13 protein-coding genes and 1 pseudogene are annotated in these 13,301 nt (G+C 70.9%); 8 read left to right on the forward strand and 6 right to left on the reverse strand.

The genetic code is table 11. The features are described 5' to 3' along the window. Nucleotides 1-35: 35 nt before the first annotated feature. Nucleotides 36-1,346: a hypothetical protein gene (locus tag ACFZBP_RS24240; protein WP_383448544.1), complete on the forward strand. Its 1,311-nt coding sequence runs from the start codon at nt 36-38 to the stop codon at nt 1,344-1,346. 123 nt (nt 1,347-1,469) lie between these two features. Here the strand turns inward: ACFZBP_RS24240 and ACFZBP_RS24245 are convergent, their stop codons facing one another. Beyond that, complete coding sequence (locus ACFZBP_RS24245; protein WP_391415991.1) at nt 1,470-2,981, reverse strand: oligopeptide:H+ symporter; 1,512 nt, start codon at nt 2,979-2,981, stop codon at nt 1,470-1,472. Between the two features lie 487 nt (nt 2,982-3,468). Here ACFZBP_RS24245 and ACFZBP_RS24250 point away from each other — a divergent pair, with 487 nt between their 5' ends. Beyond that, nucleotides 3,469-4,149: a response regulator transcription factor gene (locus ACFZBP_RS24250; RefSeq protein WP_062722436.1), complete on the forward strand. Its 681-nt coding sequence runs from the start codon at nt 3,469-3,471 to the stop codon at nt 4,147-4,149. Between the two features lie 89 nt (nt 4,150-4,238). After that, entirely contained in the window at nt 4,239-5,510 is a 1,272-nt protein-coding gene (locus ACFZBP_RS24255; protein ID WP_391415994.1) for an ATP-binding protein, read from the forward strand. A 408-nt stretch (nt 5,511-5,918) separates the two neighbouring features. On the opposite strand, the gene ACFZBP_RS24260 is transcribed toward ACFZBP_RS24255, so the two are convergent. After that, nucleotides 5,919-6,476, reverse strand: a complete 558-nt coding sequence (locus ACFZBP_RS24260; RefSeq protein WP_391415996.1) for a GtrA family protein — start codon at nt 6,474-6,476, stop codon at nt 5,919-5,921. 176 nt (nt 6,477-6,652) lie between these two features. Between ACFZBP_RS24260 and ACFZBP_RS24265 the strand changes: the two genes are divergently transcribed. The 4 genes and pseudogenes from ACFZBP_RS24265 to ACFZBP_RS24280 all read left to right on the forward strand — a co-directional run bounded on the left by ACFZBP_RS24265 (nt 6,653) and on the right by ACFZBP_RS24280 (nt 10,559). Then, nucleotides 6,653-7,813 carry a 5-(carboxyamino)imidazole ribonucleotide synthase gene (locus ACFZBP_RS24265; protein ID WP_391415998.1) on the forward strand — a complete coding sequence of 387 codons (1,161 nt, stop codon included), beginning with the start codon at nt 6,653-6,655 and terminating at the stop codon, nt 7,811-7,813. After that, the gene (gene purE / locus ACFZBP_RS24270) at nt 7,810-8,349 is read left to right on the forward strand and encodes a 5-(carboxyamino)imidazole ribonucleotide mutase (protein ID WP_383448363.1); all 540 of its coding nucleotides are present in this window, start codon (nt 7,810-7,812) and stop codon (nt 8,347-8,349) included. The genes ACFZBP_RS24265 and purE overlap by 4 nt, the downstream gene beginning before the upstream one ends. Before the next feature lie 5 nt (nt 8,350-8,354). After that, nucleotides 8,355-9,539, forward strand: coding sequence for a membrane dipeptidase (locus ACFZBP_RS24275; protein ID WP_391416000.1), 1,185 nt, complete (start codon nt 8,355-8,357; stop codon nt 9,537-9,539). A gap of 226 nt (nt 9,540-9,765) precedes the next feature. Next, a pseudogene (locus ACFZBP_RS24280) lies at nt 9,766-10,559 on the forward strand (membrane dipeptidase). Between the two features lie 3 nt (nt 10,560-10,562). Here the strand turns inward: ACFZBP_RS24280 and ACFZBP_RS24285 are convergent. Both ACFZBP_RS24285 and ACFZBP_RS24290 read right to left on the reverse strand, forming a co-directional pair. Then, nucleotides 10,563-10,949 (reverse strand): VOC family protein, encoded by a 387-nt coding sequence (locus tag ACFZBP_RS24285; RefSeq protein WP_383448374.1) that lies wholly within the window; start codon nt 10,947-10,949, stop codon nt 10,563-10,565. Between the two features lie 44 nt (nt 10,950-10,993). Next, on the reverse strand, nt 10,994-11,353 hold the full coding sequence (locus ACFZBP_RS24290; RefSeq protein WP_383448377.1) for a VOC family protein: 360 nt from the start codon (nt 11,351-11,353) through the stop codon (nt 10,994-10,996). 147 nt (nt 11,354-11,500) lie between these two features. Between ACFZBP_RS24290 and ACFZBP_RS24295 the strand changes: the two genes are divergently transcribed. Next, nucleotides 11,501-12,001 carry a CGNR zinc finger domain-containing protein gene (locus tag ACFZBP_RS24295; protein WP_383448380.1) on the forward strand — a complete coding sequence of 167 codons (501 nt, stop codon included), beginning with the start codon at nt 11,501-11,503 and terminating at the stop codon, nt 11,999-12,001. 22 nt (nt 12,002-12,023) lie between these two features. Here the strand turns inward: ACFZBP_RS24295 and ACFZBP_RS24300 are convergent, their stop codons facing one another. Next, nucleotides 12,024-12,770, reverse strand: a complete 747-nt coding sequence (locus tag ACFZBP_RS24300; protein WP_391416003.1) for a plastocyanin/azurin family copper-binding protein — start codon at nt 12,768-12,770, stop codon at nt 12,024-12,026. Next, nucleotides 12,767-13,273, reverse strand: a complete 507-nt coding sequence (locus ACFZBP_RS24305; RefSeq protein ID WP_391416004.1) for a hypothetical protein — start codon at nt 13,271-13,273, stop codon at nt 12,767-12,769. The genes ACFZBP_RS24300 and ACFZBP_RS24305 overlap by 4 nt, the downstream gene beginning before the upstream one ends. Nucleotides 13,274-13,301: the final 28 nt, after the last annotated feature.

Genomic DNA, 13,301 nt, shown 5'->3' on the forward strand with positions numbered 1-13,301 from the left:
GTCCCCGGAGAGCGACCGCGGCGGGCGCCGCCCTGATGCTCGGCGGCGCGGGCGTACTGCTCGGCGTGGCCGCGGCGCCCGCGCAGGCCGCCGAGGTGGCGTACGCGACCGAGTGCATCCCGCCCGCCATCTCCGGGCTGCCACCGGTCCAGGGCACCACCAAGGTGGAGATCACCGCACCCGCCGAGGCGAAGGTCGGCGACGAGGTGGAGATCGTCTGGAAGTTCGTCCAGGCCGCGTCCAAGAACCCGAACATCCTCGACCTGGAGGCCAACACCGTCCAGCCGACCGGAACCCTGAAGGCGGCCGGCGCGCAGACCGCGGCCATCTCCATGCAGGGCCCCCGGGAGAACCCGCCCATCCCGAAGAACACCGACATGAAGCTGTCCAGCATGAAGGGCAAGCTCAAACTGACGGCACCGGGCGAGGTGTCGCTGACTCCGGACGCGTACAACATCAACGTCAACAAGCCGATCTCCACCGACACCAAGTGCGCGCCGAAGGAGACGGTGAAGCCGGCGGCCACGATCAAGGTGACGGACGGGGGAGGGGGCCCGGGCGGGACGACGGGAGGACAGCCGACGGTCGTCCCGACACTGCCGACGAGCTTGCCGACCGATCCGCCGACGGGGCCGTCGAGCCCGACGCCCACGCCGAGTGAGACCGAGACCGGCGACGACGGCGGGACCAGCACCGGAGGCGGGGACGGCGGGCAGACCGACTTCACGGGCAAGGAGGTCCAGGTCCCCTACGAGTGCAAGACGCCGATCGGCGACAAGGAGGCGACCTCGCCGGTCCAGATCAACGCCAGGAAGAACGGCGGCAGCTTCGACCTCACCGTCCAGTTCAAGAAGTCGGTGATGGACAGCCCCGCCGACATCCCCAAGGACTCCGTCAAGCCGTCGATGGAGGTCGCCCTGGGCGGCGCCGACAAGGGCACGGTCCATGTCGAGGGCCCGACCAACGCCGAGCCCATCAAGTCGGGCGACCCGATCGAGATCCCCGACCTCACCGGCACCTACAAGCCGGGCGCGAGCGGCGAGTCCACTCTCTCCCCGGGCGTCCTCACGATCGAGGCCCTGGGCACGACGACGACCTGCACCCCGGCCAAGTCGGAGGTCTCCCTGACCCTGGACACCACCGAACAGGCGAGCGGCGCGTCCGGCGGCGGCTCGACCGGCGGCTCGGCGGGCGGCTCCGCCGGGGGTTCCTCGACCGACGGCGGCCTGGCGGCCACGGGCGCGGAGGACCAGGGCTCCTTGAAGGCACTGGGCCTGGTGGCGGGAACGGCGCTGCTGCTGGGAGGAGCGGTGTTCACGTTCATGCCTGGAAGGAGGGCCAGGTAACCCCCGCTCAGGGGCGCGGGGCTGTATCCATTTGCGGCTCCGCCGCGTGGGCGCACCGAGGCAGAAGAAAGGGGCCGCTGAAACCCACCTGGATCTCAACGGCCCCACGGCTCAGGCGGAGCGCTAGCGAACGTCACCCATCAACGCCCGGATCTTCCGCCCGGCCATCATGAACACCAACCCGGCGGCAACAGCGATGACGGCCCACATCGTGTAGTACACCGCGTCCCCCAGCGGAGCGTTCAACTTGGTGGTCCAGCCGTTGAGCGCGTTGCCCGTCGCCGTGGCCAGGAACCACAGGCCCATGATCTGGCCCACGAACTGCTTCGGCGCCAGCTTCGTCGACAGGGACAGGCCCACCGGCGACAGGCACATCTCGCCGAGGGTCTGCACCAGGTAGACGCTCAGCAGCCAGAAGACGGTGACCTTGCCCGTGTCGCTGTTCGCGGCGGCGGCACCGGCCAGGCCCATGATGCCGAAGGAGCCACCGATGAGGAGCATCGCCAGGGCGAACTTCATGGGCGTGCTGGGCTCACGGTCGCGCCGGGCCAGCTTCACCCACAGCGCGGCGAAGATCGGGGCGAGCACGATGACCATGGCCGGGTTCACGGACTGGTACCAGGACGCCGGGAACTCCCAGCCGCCGATCATGCGGTCGGTCTTGGTGTCCGCGAAGATCGTCAGCAGCGAACCGGACTGGTCGTAGATCATCCAGAACAGCACGGCGGTGGCGAAGAACCAGGCGAAGGCCTGGATCTTGGGCTTGTCGGACTTGGCCAGGGCCGGGTTCCGGTACATCGTCACGAAGTAGACGATCGGGACCACGATGCCGAGGACCGCGAGGACGTTGACGACGTGCTCTATATCGTACGTGCCCAGCGCGATGTCGATGACCAGCGCACCGAGGGCGATGCCGCCCCACAGCACGACCTTGCGCAGCGCGGCGCGCTTCTCCTCCGGGGAGGCCGGGGTGCCCGGCTCCTTGCCGATGTCGCCGAGGTGGCGGCCGCCGAGGACGTACTGGATGACCGCGAGGGTCATACCGACACCGGCGACGCCGAAGCCGAGGTGCCAGTTGACGTTCTCGCCGAGGTAGCCGACGACCAGCGGGGCGGCCATGCCGCCGATGTTGATCGCCATGTAGAAGAGCGTGAAGCCGGCGTCGCGGCGGGCGCTGGGCTGGCCCTCGTAGAGGCCGCCGACCATCGCGGAGATGTTCGGCTTCAGCAGACCGGTGCCGATCGCGATCAGGCCGAGACCGCAGAAGAAGGCGATGTCCGCGGGGATCGCCAGCGTGAAGTGGCCGGCGGCGATGACGATGCCGCCGACGAGGACGGCCTTACGGGCGCCCCAGAGGCGGTCCGCGACCCAGCCACCGGGCATGGCGGCCATGTACACGACCGCGTTGTACACACCGTAGATCGACGCGGCCAGGGCTTCCCGGCCGGCGAGCGGGCCGTCGAGGACACCCGCGATCAGATAGAGGACGAGGATGCCGCGCATCCCGTACCAGGAAAAGCGCTCCCACATCTCCGTCATGAAGAGCGTGGCCATACCGCGGGGGTGGCCGAAGAAGGTCTTCTCGGTGCCGGGGGTGCCCGGGGAGGCCGAGTCCTTCGTCAGGCTGGACGCCATGGTCGATCCTTGCTGGTCGGGACGCGCATCGACGCAGAACGGTCGCGCGCCCTGTGGGGGGCGGCCGGCACCGGCGGCCACGGCCGTCCGTCCCACGCCCGAGGGGAGTCCGCTTCGGATCGCGAAGCGGAGGACGGCGACCGCCGGGATCCACGCCCCCGCCTTCGGGGGCCCGGCCACAGGTCGTTCGTTTTCGGTCCGCACATAAAAGAGACCCTCAGCGTCAAGTGCCGCCGAAGGTCGCCGCAGTGCTACAGGCGTAGATTCACCATACGTCACGACACTGCCGGATATGGAAGGACTTGAGACACGGATCACAGGTGTCGAGGGAACCGCGGGCACCCTTTCCAAGGTCCTTTCCAGGATCGCACCTCGTGGCATAGGTCCGTACCACAGTGCTCGAAGGTAAGAGACCTGCCAAGAGCGAGTAAGAATCAAGGCGCCGATCACACCCCAGCCCGTGTCGTGGGCGGACTACCATCAGCTCATGACCCGTGTACTGCTCGCCGAGGACGACGCGTCCATTTCGGAGCCGCTGGCCCGCGCACTGCGCCGGGAAGGGTACGAGGTCGAGGTGCGGGAGGACGGCCCCTCCGCGCTCGACGCCGGAAATCAGGGCGGGATCGACCTGGTCGTACTGGACCTCGGTCTGCCCGGCATGGACGGCCTTGAGGTCGCCCGTCGGCTGCGCGCCGAGGGCCACACCGCCGTGCCGATCCTCATCCTGACCGCGCGCGCCGACGAGGTGGACACCGTTGTCGGACTGGACGCGGGCGCCGACGACTACGTGACCAAGCCGTTCCGGCTCGCCGAGCTGCTCGCCCGGGTCCGGGCCCTGCTGCGGCGCGGTGCCGCCGAGCCCCAGCAGCCGCCCGCCACGCACGGCGTCCGGATCGACGTCGAGTCGCACCGGGCGTGGATGGGCGACGAGGAACTCCAGCTCACGGCAAAGGAGTTCGACCTGCTGCGGGTGCTGGTGCGCGACGCGGGGCGGGTCGTCACCCGGGACCAGCTGATGCGCGAGGTCTGGGACACGACCTGGTGGTCGTCGACCAAGACGCTCGACATGCACATCTCCTGGCTGCGTAAGAAGTTGGGCGACGACGCGGCCAACCCTCGCTACATCGCGACGGTGCGGGGCGTCGGCTTCCGCTTCGAGAAGAGCTGACGGGCCGTCGGGCATCGGGCCCGTCCGTCCCGCCCCGTGAGCCGCACAGACAGATAGCAGGACATGCGCCGCCAGACAGATAACAGGACATGCGTCGTCGACTGATCCAGTCCACCCTCGCCGTCGTTCTCGTCGTGATCGCCGTCTTCGGCGTGTCCCTCGTCATCGTCGAGACGCGGACGATCACCAGCACCGCCCAGGAGCGTGTGGACACCGAGGCGGTGCGGCTGGCCAGCATCGTGGACACCCGGCTCCTCGGGGACCAGACCGTGAACGCCTCGGCGTTGCGCGACCAGATCCAGGGGGATCGTTACGCCGAGATCCGCATCCCGGGCAAGCCCGTGATCGAGGTCGGCACCAAGCCCACCGGGGACGTCATCAGCGCCCACGAGACGGGTGAGGAGGGCGAGACGGTCAGCGTGCAGGAGCCGCGCTCGTCGGTGACGCGCGAGGTCGGGCGGACGTTGCTGATCATCGGGGCGGTGGCGTTGCTCGCGGTGATCGCGGCGGTGCTGCTGGCGGTCCGCCAGGCCAACCGGCTCGCCTCCCCGCTCACCGACCTCGCGGAGACGGCGGAGCGCCTCGGCTCGGGTGACCCGCGTCCCCGGCACAAGCGGTACGGCGTCCATGAGCTGGACCGCGTGGCCGACGTCCTGGACTCCTCGGCCGAGCGCATCGCCCGCATGCTCACGGCGGAGCGCCGACTGGCCGCCGACGCCTCCCACCAGCTGCGGACCCCGCTCACGGCGCTCTCCATGCGGCTGGAGGAGATCACCCTCACCGACGACCCCGACACGGTGAAGGAGGAGGCGACGATCGCCCTGACCCAGGTGGAACGGCTCACGGACGTGGTCGAGCGCCTCCTGACCAACTCCCGCGACCCCCGCAACGGCTCCGCCGTCACCTTCGACCTCGACGAGGTCATCCAGCAGCAGCTGGCCGAGTGGCGGCCCGCCTACCGCAGCGCCGGGCGGGCGATCGTCAGCTCGGGCAAGCGGCATCTGGAGGCCGTCGGGACGCCTGGCGCGGTTGCCCAGGTGCTGGCCGCCCTGATCGAGAACTCCCTCATGCATGGCGGCGGCACGGTGGCCCTCCGTACTCGCGTCACCGGCAATCAGGCCGTCATCGAGGTCACGGACGAAGGGCCCGGGATCCCGGCCGACCTCGGTGCCCGTATCTTCGAGCGGGCCATCAGTGGCCGCAACTCCACCGGGATCGGCCTCGCGGTCGCCCGTGATCTCGCCGAAGCGGACGGCGGCCGCCTGGAAATGCTCCAGACCAACCCCCCGGTCCTGGCCCTCTTCCTCTCCCGCACCCCTCCACCGAAGCCGAGCCAGGACTCGGGCCCGACGGTGCGATAACAGCAGCCCTCGCCCCCGCCGCCCCTACCCGTCCCATCCCCAGGGGCTCCGCCCCTTCGACCCCGGTCGGTCGTCCTTCGGGTGCGGGTGGGTGGGGGCTGGTCGCGCCCACGCGGCGGAGCCGCATATCGACACAGCCCCGCGCCCCTTTCTGGGGCTCCGCCCCAGACCCCGCTCCTCAAACGCCGGAGGGGCTGGATTTGCCGGGCCGACGCTGAATTTCGCCGGTCGGGACAGAGCCACTGCCATCCCGAACCCCCACCTACCCGCAGGGGGCTACGCCCGCCCAGGCCACCCCCAGCCCGTCCGGCGTTTGAGGACGAGGCCCGAAGGGCCGCTCAGGGGGGTCTGGGGGCGGAGCCCCAGGGATGGGACGGGTAGGGGCGGCGGGGGCGAGGGAAGGTCGGGTCAGCCCACGCGCTGGCGGACTCGGGGCTTCTCGGGTCCCCGACCCCGCTCAAGGAACGATTCCGCGCCCGCCGCAGGCTCCTCCGCGGGGAGCGCCCGGAACACCCACGTCCGGTACGACCAGAACCGGAACAGCGTCGCCACACCGATACCGAGGAACTTGAAGACGTTGCTCTGGAGCGGACTGTCCCACCCGAAGCCGTACGTCGCCGCGTACAGCACCCCGTTCTCGATCACCAGACCGACCACGCTGAACAGCAGGAACAGCCCCAGTTCCTTGGTGCGCCGGCTCTTGTCCCGATCCCGGTACGTGAAGTACCGGAACCCGAGGTAGTTGAAGACGATCGCGACGACGGTGGCGATGACACTCGCCCGCACCACCTGGAGATCGGTCACATGCCGCACCAGGTTGAACACGAGGAGATTGACCAGAAGCCCCGCTCCACCCACCGCGCCGAACTTGGCGACCTCACGCACCAGCCGGTCAAAGCGCTGCCGTACGGCACTACGAGGTACCGGAGGAGGCGCCGATTGAAGCCCCGAGGAACCACGTCCCATGGTCGTGAAGGCTCCTGTCGGTCGATTTGTCGGTCGGTTTCCGTCAACCCAGCCATGCTAACCACCCCCCTGGTCGATTGCCTGTGGGCGAGCTCATAGGTCGGGACATAGGACGGGAAGAGGCCTGAAAAAGTCCGGTAAGAGGGTCGCCCCGGAGCGGCCGATACCCTAGGGGCGTGACGTTCCCGGTAGTCGGCATGGTCGGCGGGGGCCAGCTCGCGCGTATGACACACGAGGCGGGCATCCCGTTGGGCATCAGGTTCAAGCTTCTCAGTGACACCCCTCAGGATTCCGCGGCGCAGGTCGTCGGCGATGTCGTCATCGGCGACTATCGCGACCTCGACACGCTCCGCGAGTTCGCGAGGGGCTGCGACGTGATCACTTTCGATCACGAACACGTACCCACCGAGCACCTCAGGGCTCTGGAGGCGGACGGCATCCCCGTGCGCCCCGGCCCCGACGCGCTCGTGCACGCCCAGGACAAGGGGGTGATGCGAGCGAGACTCGACGCGATCGGCGTGCCGTGCCCACGGCACCGCATCGTGACCGATCCACAGGACGTGGCCGTCTTCGCGGCCGAGGGCCTGCCCGAGGGCGCCGAGGGCGACGGCTTTCCGGTCGTCCTCAAGACCGTCCGTGGCGGCTACGACGGCAAGGGCGTCTGGGTCGTCGACTCGGCCGAGGAGGCCGAGGACCCGTTCCGTGCGGGCGTCCCGGTCCTCGCCGAGGAGAAGGTCGACTACGTCCGCGAGCTCGCGGCTAACGTCGTCCGCTCCCCGCACGGCCAGGCGGTCGCCTACCCCGTGGTGGAGTCCCAGCAGGTCAACGGCGTCTGCGACACGGTCGTAGCGCCCGCCCCCGACCTCGACGAGAGCCTCGCGCTCAAGGCCGAGGAGCTCGCCCTGACGATCGCCAAGGAGTTGGACGTCGTCGGCCACCTCGCCGTGGAGCTCTTCCAGACCCGCGACGGCCGCATCCTCGTCAACGAACTGGCGATGCGCCCCCACAACTCGGGCCACTGGACCCAGGACGGCGCGATCACCTCGCAGTTCGCCAACCACGTCCGCGCGGTCCTGGACCTCCCCCTCGGCGACCCACGCCCGCGCGCCAAGTGGACGGTGATGGTCAACGTCCTCGGCGGCGACTACCCGGACATGTACTCCGCGTACCTGCACTGCATGGCCCGCGACCCCCAGCTGAAGATCCACATGTACGGCAAGGACGTGAAGCCGGGCCGCAAGGTCGGGCACGTCAACACCTACGGCGACGACCTCGACGACGCTCTGGAGCGCGCCCGTCACGCAGCCGGCTACCTGAGAGGCACGATCACCGAATGAGCACCGCTGCCGGCCCCGTCGTGGGCATCGTGATGGGCTCGGACTCCGACTGGCCCGTCATGGAGGCCGCCGCCCAGGCCCTCGACGAGTTCGAGATCGAGTACGAGGTCGACGTCGTCTCCGCGCACCGGATGCCGCGCGAGATGGTCACGTACGGCGAGCAGGCCGCCGAGCGGGGCCTGAAGGTGATCATCGCCGGGGCCGGCGGCGCCGCCCACCTCCCCGGCATGCTGGCCTCGGTGACGCCGCTGCCGGTCATCGGCGTCCCGGTCCCGCTGAAGTACCTCGACGGCATGGACTCGCTGCTCTCGATCGTGCAGATGCCGGCCGGCGTCCCGGTCGCCACGGTCTCCGTCGCCGGCGCGCGCAACGCGGGCCTGCTCGCCGCCCGCATCCTCGCCGCCCACGACGAGGACCTGCTCCAGCGGATGCGCGAGTTCCAGCAGGAGCTGAACGACCAGGCCACCGAGAAGGGCAAGCGGCTGCGCGCCAAGGTCGAGGGCGCGAGCGGTTTCGGCTTCGGCTCGGGGAAGTGACGGCGATGACCTCCCTGGAGGCAGCCCGGGAACTCCTGCGCGAGTTCCCGGTCGTCGACGGCCACAACGACCTCCCGTGGGCCCTGCGCGAACAGGTCCGCTACGACCTCGACGCCCGCGACATCGCCACCCACCAGGGCGCCCACCTGCACACCGACCTCCCGCGGCTGCGCGAGGGCGGGGTGGGCGCGCAGTACTGGTCGGTGTACGTCCGCTCGGACTACGCCGGCGACAAGGCGGTCAGCGCCACCCTCGAACAGATCGACTGCGTACGGCAGCTGCTGGCCCGCTACCCGGCCGACCTGCGCCCCGCGCTGACGGCGGCGGACATGGAGGCGGCGCGCGCGGAGGGCCGGATCGCCTCGCTGATCGGCGCGGAGGGCGGCCACTCCATCGCCGACTCGCTCGCGACGCTGCGGTCGCTGTACGCGCTCGGGGTCCGTTATATGACCCTGACCCACAACGACAACATCGCGTGGGCCGACTCGGCGACGGACGAGCCCGGCGTGGGCGGTCTGTCGGCCTTCGGCCGCGAGGTCGTGCGGGAGATGAACCGCGAGGGCATGCTCGTCGACCTCTCGCACGTGGCGGCGACGACGATGCGCGCCGCACTGGACACCACGTCGGCCCCGGTGATCTTCTCCCACTCCTCCTCCCGCGCGGTCTGCGACCACCCGCGCAACATCCCCGACGACGTCCTGGAACGCCTCCCGGGCAACGGCGGCGTCGCGATGGTGACGTTCGTGCCGAAGTTCGTGCTCCAGGCCGCCGTCGACTGGACGGCCGAGGCCGACGCGAACATGCGCGCGCACGGCTTCCACCACCTCGACACCACCGCCGAGGCGATGAAGGTGCACCGCGCCTTCGAGGAGGCCCACCCGCGTCCGGTCGCCACGGTGTCCACGGTCGCCGACCACCTGGACCACATGCGCGAGGTCGCCGGCATCGACCACCTCGGCATCGGCGGCGACTACGACGGCACCGCCTTCACCCCGGACGGTCTGAACGACGTCTCCGGCTACCCGAACCTGATCGCCGAACTCCTGGACCGCGGCTGGTCGCGCACCGACCTGGCCAAGCTGACCTGGCAGAACGCGGTACGGGTGCTGGGCGCGGCGGAGGACGTGGCGCGGGAGCTCCAGGCGACGCGGGGGCCGTCCAACGCGACGATCGAGGAACTGGACGGCTGACCGGCCGACGGTACCGGAGGAACCGCGGGGCAGAGTTGCCGTCGCCCGTGCCGCCTGTCCGTCGGCGGCACGGGCGACGGCACGCGCGCGTTCCCCCGAACGCACCGTTCCACGCAGGTCGCCGCCCCGTACCCCCGAACGCACCACCCACCAGGAAGCGCCTCCGGGGCCGTACGACGGTGAACCGTACTGCTGATCAGGACGCCGATCACGCACGGAGACCGCCATGGCAGACCTCAAGTACGAACTGGACCCCAGCCCCGAGGTCGCCGAGCTCGATGACCAGCCCGACGCGCTCCGCGGGAAGCCGTCCCCGCCCGTCACCGGCTCCGGTGAGGGCCCCGACACAGGCCTCCTCGACCGTGCCCACGCCCTCCTCGCCGACCATCCCGTCGCCGACGGCTACAGCGGCCTGCCGTGGGCCCTGCGCCACGCCTCACGCTGACCGGGGTGTCCTGGCCGAGCGAGGCGGGGCTGACCCGGTTCGGCGAGGAGGTCCTGCGCGAGATGAACCGGCTCGGCGTGCTGGCCGACCTCTCCGGCGCCTCCGAGGACACCGTGCGCCGGGCGTGCGCGGTCTCCAAGGCCCCCGTCCTGTGCGCCCGCTCGGCCGCCCGCGCCCTGCGCCCGCACCCTGCCAACCTCCCCGACGAGCTGCTCGCCGAGCTGGGCGCCGTCAAGGGCCTGTGCATGGTGCCGCTCACCGCCGAGCAGACCGGCCCGTCCATCCGGGACGTCGCCGACCACCTCGACCATGTCCGAAAGGTCGCGGGCGCCGAGTCCGTCGGCCTGTCCGGCACCTACGACGCCGGGACCGCCCACCCACAGGACCTCGGCGACGCCTCCTGCTATCCGTACCTCGTCGCCGAGCTGCTGCGCCGGTGCTGGTCCGAGGCCGATATCGCACTGCTGACCTGGGGCAACGTCCAGCGCGTCCTGCGCGAGGCCGACTTCACGGCCCGGGAGGCACAGCGACGCCGGGCCCCGTCGACGATGAAGATCTCCGACCTGGACGGATAGCCCTCAGGGGCCCTCGATCCGGCAGAGGCAGAACGGATGCCCCGCCGGGTCGGCGTACACCCGGAAGTCCTCCTTGTCCTCCGCGTGCAGCAACCGCGCCCCCAGCCCCAGCACCCTCTCCTGGGCGACCTCGACCTCCTCCCAGGTGGACCCGGCGTCGAAGTCGAGGTGGAACTGCTGGGAGTTGCGGTCGGCCCGCGGCCACTCCGGCGGGGCGTAGCCGGGCGCCGGCTGGAAGGCGAGCCGCGGCCCGCCCGGCAGCTGGAGTACGACCCACTCGGGGTCGTCGTCCTCGGGCGTACCGCCGCCGACGCCGGCGTAGAAGCGGGCGAGGGCGCGTGGGTCGGGGCAGTCGATGACGACGGAACGCAGACGTGCGGCTGGAGCCATGGGTTCCTCCCGGGATCAGGGCGTGATCAGCAGGCGCAGTCGGATCAGCAGGCGCACAGACAGAACGGGTGCCCGGCGGGGTCCGTGTAAACCCGGAAGGTCCGTGTGCGGTCCTCGGCCTCCAGCGGCTTCGCCCCCAGCGCCAGCACCTCTTCCTCCGCCGCGTCCAGGTCCTCGACGGTCAGGTCCAGATGGAACTGCTGCGAGTGCTCGGGCGAGGGCCACTGCGGCGGTACGTAACCGGGGGCGGCCTGGAACGACAACGTCGGCCCGCCGGGCACCTTGAGGTCCAGCCAGTCCCCTTCGTCCTTGATGCTGCCGCCGAGCACGCGCGCGTAGAAGTCGGCGAGGGCGTGGGGGTCGGGACAGTCCAGGACGACGGCGCCCACTGTGGCGATGGCCATGACGTCCTCCTTGAAGCCTTGGTTACCTGTGCCGGGTACCTGTTGGTTACCCATATCTCGCCGCAACAGGTAACGTGGTTACCTCATGCTCCCGCATTGACGGTAACCTCGCAAGGGGATTCGAAGAGCGAGGGATAGCGTTCATCCATGAGTGAGAGATCGCCCGCGCCCGGGGGCCTGGAGCTGGTCCAGTCCCTGGTCAACACGCTGGACATCGAGTCGGGCGCCGACTCGCTGGACACGGCGGAGGGCCGGGCGCGCTTCGGGTTGGCCGAGGAGGGCCTCCCCGGCGCGCGGGAGCTGAGGGAGTCCCTGCGCGTGGCCCTCCTCGCCCACGCGGGCCATCCGCCGCACCGCGCGGTGACCCCGCTCGGCGACCTGCTCGCGGCCGGCCCGCTGGTGGTGGCGGTCGACGCCGCCGACGGTTCGGCCACCCTCGCCCCCGCCGCCGACGGTCCGCTGCTCTCCCGCGTGGCGGCGGCGATCGCCCAGGCCCTCGTCGAGGACACCTGGACCCGTCTGAAGGCCTGCGAGGCGGTCGACTGCCACTGGGCGTACTACGACCGCAGCCCGGCGGGGTGCGGCCGCTGGTGCTCGATGCAGGTGTGCGGGGCGCGCGCCAAGATGCGGCGCTATCGGGCGAAGTGAGCAGGCGGACCGTCGACGGTCGCTAGTCCTCCACCTCCTGCCGTGTCCGCGACGCCCGCGAGCCCACCAGCAGTAGGCACAGCACCGCGACGCCCGCGACGATCCCGGTCAGGACGAGCAAGGGGTCCAGCGGGCGGGCCGTCGCCGCGGTGACCTGGGTCTGTGGCATCGAGGCCGCCGTGGGCGCCGGTGACGGCGAGGGCGGCTGTGCGGCTGCCGAGGCCGACGTGGACGGCGTGGACCGGGCGGGCGAGGACGTCGGTGAGCTCGTCGTCGCCGTCTGGCTGGGGGCGGTCGCGTGATGATGGCCCGACGACTGGTTTCCCGAGGTCTGGTTCCCGGACGACTGGTTCCCCGACCTCGCCCCGGCTCCCGAGTGGTCGTGTGTCGGCGCGGCCGCCGAGGTCGCCGGTGCCGCCGGCTGGACCACGATCCGGGCGGTCATGTTCGGGTGGACGGTGCAGTAGTAGGCGTAGGTCCCCGGCGTGGTGAACGTGAAGCTCCAGCTCCCGCCCTTGTTCAGCATGGCGGAGTGGAAGGCGGCCGGACCGGACGTGGTCTTCACGTCGTGCGGTGCGGTGTCCTGGTTGGTCCAGGTCACCGTGGAGCCGGCGGTGACGGTCAGCGTCGCGGGGCTGAAGGCGTACCCGCTCATGGCCACCTGGTACGTCGCCGCCGACGCCCGGCCGCCCGGCACCACGAACAGCAGCCCGAGCAGGACGGACAGCGCGAGCACGGCCCCCTGGACCGCTCGCCGGGCCGCCCTCACGCGAACTCCCCGGCGACCAGCAGCCGCAGCCGGGTCGCCGGCCGCAGTCGGCCGAACCGGAAGCCGGTGGCGCGCCGCAGCAGCCGGTACGGCAGCCGGACCACACCCACGCCGAGCAGCCGGTCGTCGGCCCGCTCGACGACCCGTAGCCGCAGCAGCGCGGGGAAGTCGGTGCCGTCGATGCCGAGGCCGCCGGTCAACTGGACGGTGTCGGCTGACGCGTGGGCGTGGGCATGGGCGTGGTCGAGGGTGAGGGCGCCCTTGAGGTGGGCGTCGTCGAACTCGAAGCGGAGGGTGGGGTGTTCGTCGGTCTCGGGCACGGTGAGCGAGGCGTCCGCGAGGGTGAGGCGACGGCGATGCACGGGCAACGGGCCGCAGAGTGCGGTGAGTTCGACGAGTGAGCGGCCGGAGGCCACGGTGTAGCGGCCGGGCAGCGGCAGCCAGGGGGCCGGACCGGGCACCCCGGGCGGGGTCGGGCCGATGGGCAGGGTGACGGTTGTCATCCCGGTCTCCTTGGAAAGCGGTTCCGTC

Origin of the sequence: Streptomyces sp. NPDC008086 (assembly GCF_042957325.1) — a bacterium.
In the GTDB taxonomy this organism is placed as follows: domain Bacteria; phylum Actinomycetota; class Actinomycetes; order Streptomycetales; family Streptomycetaceae; genus Streptomyces.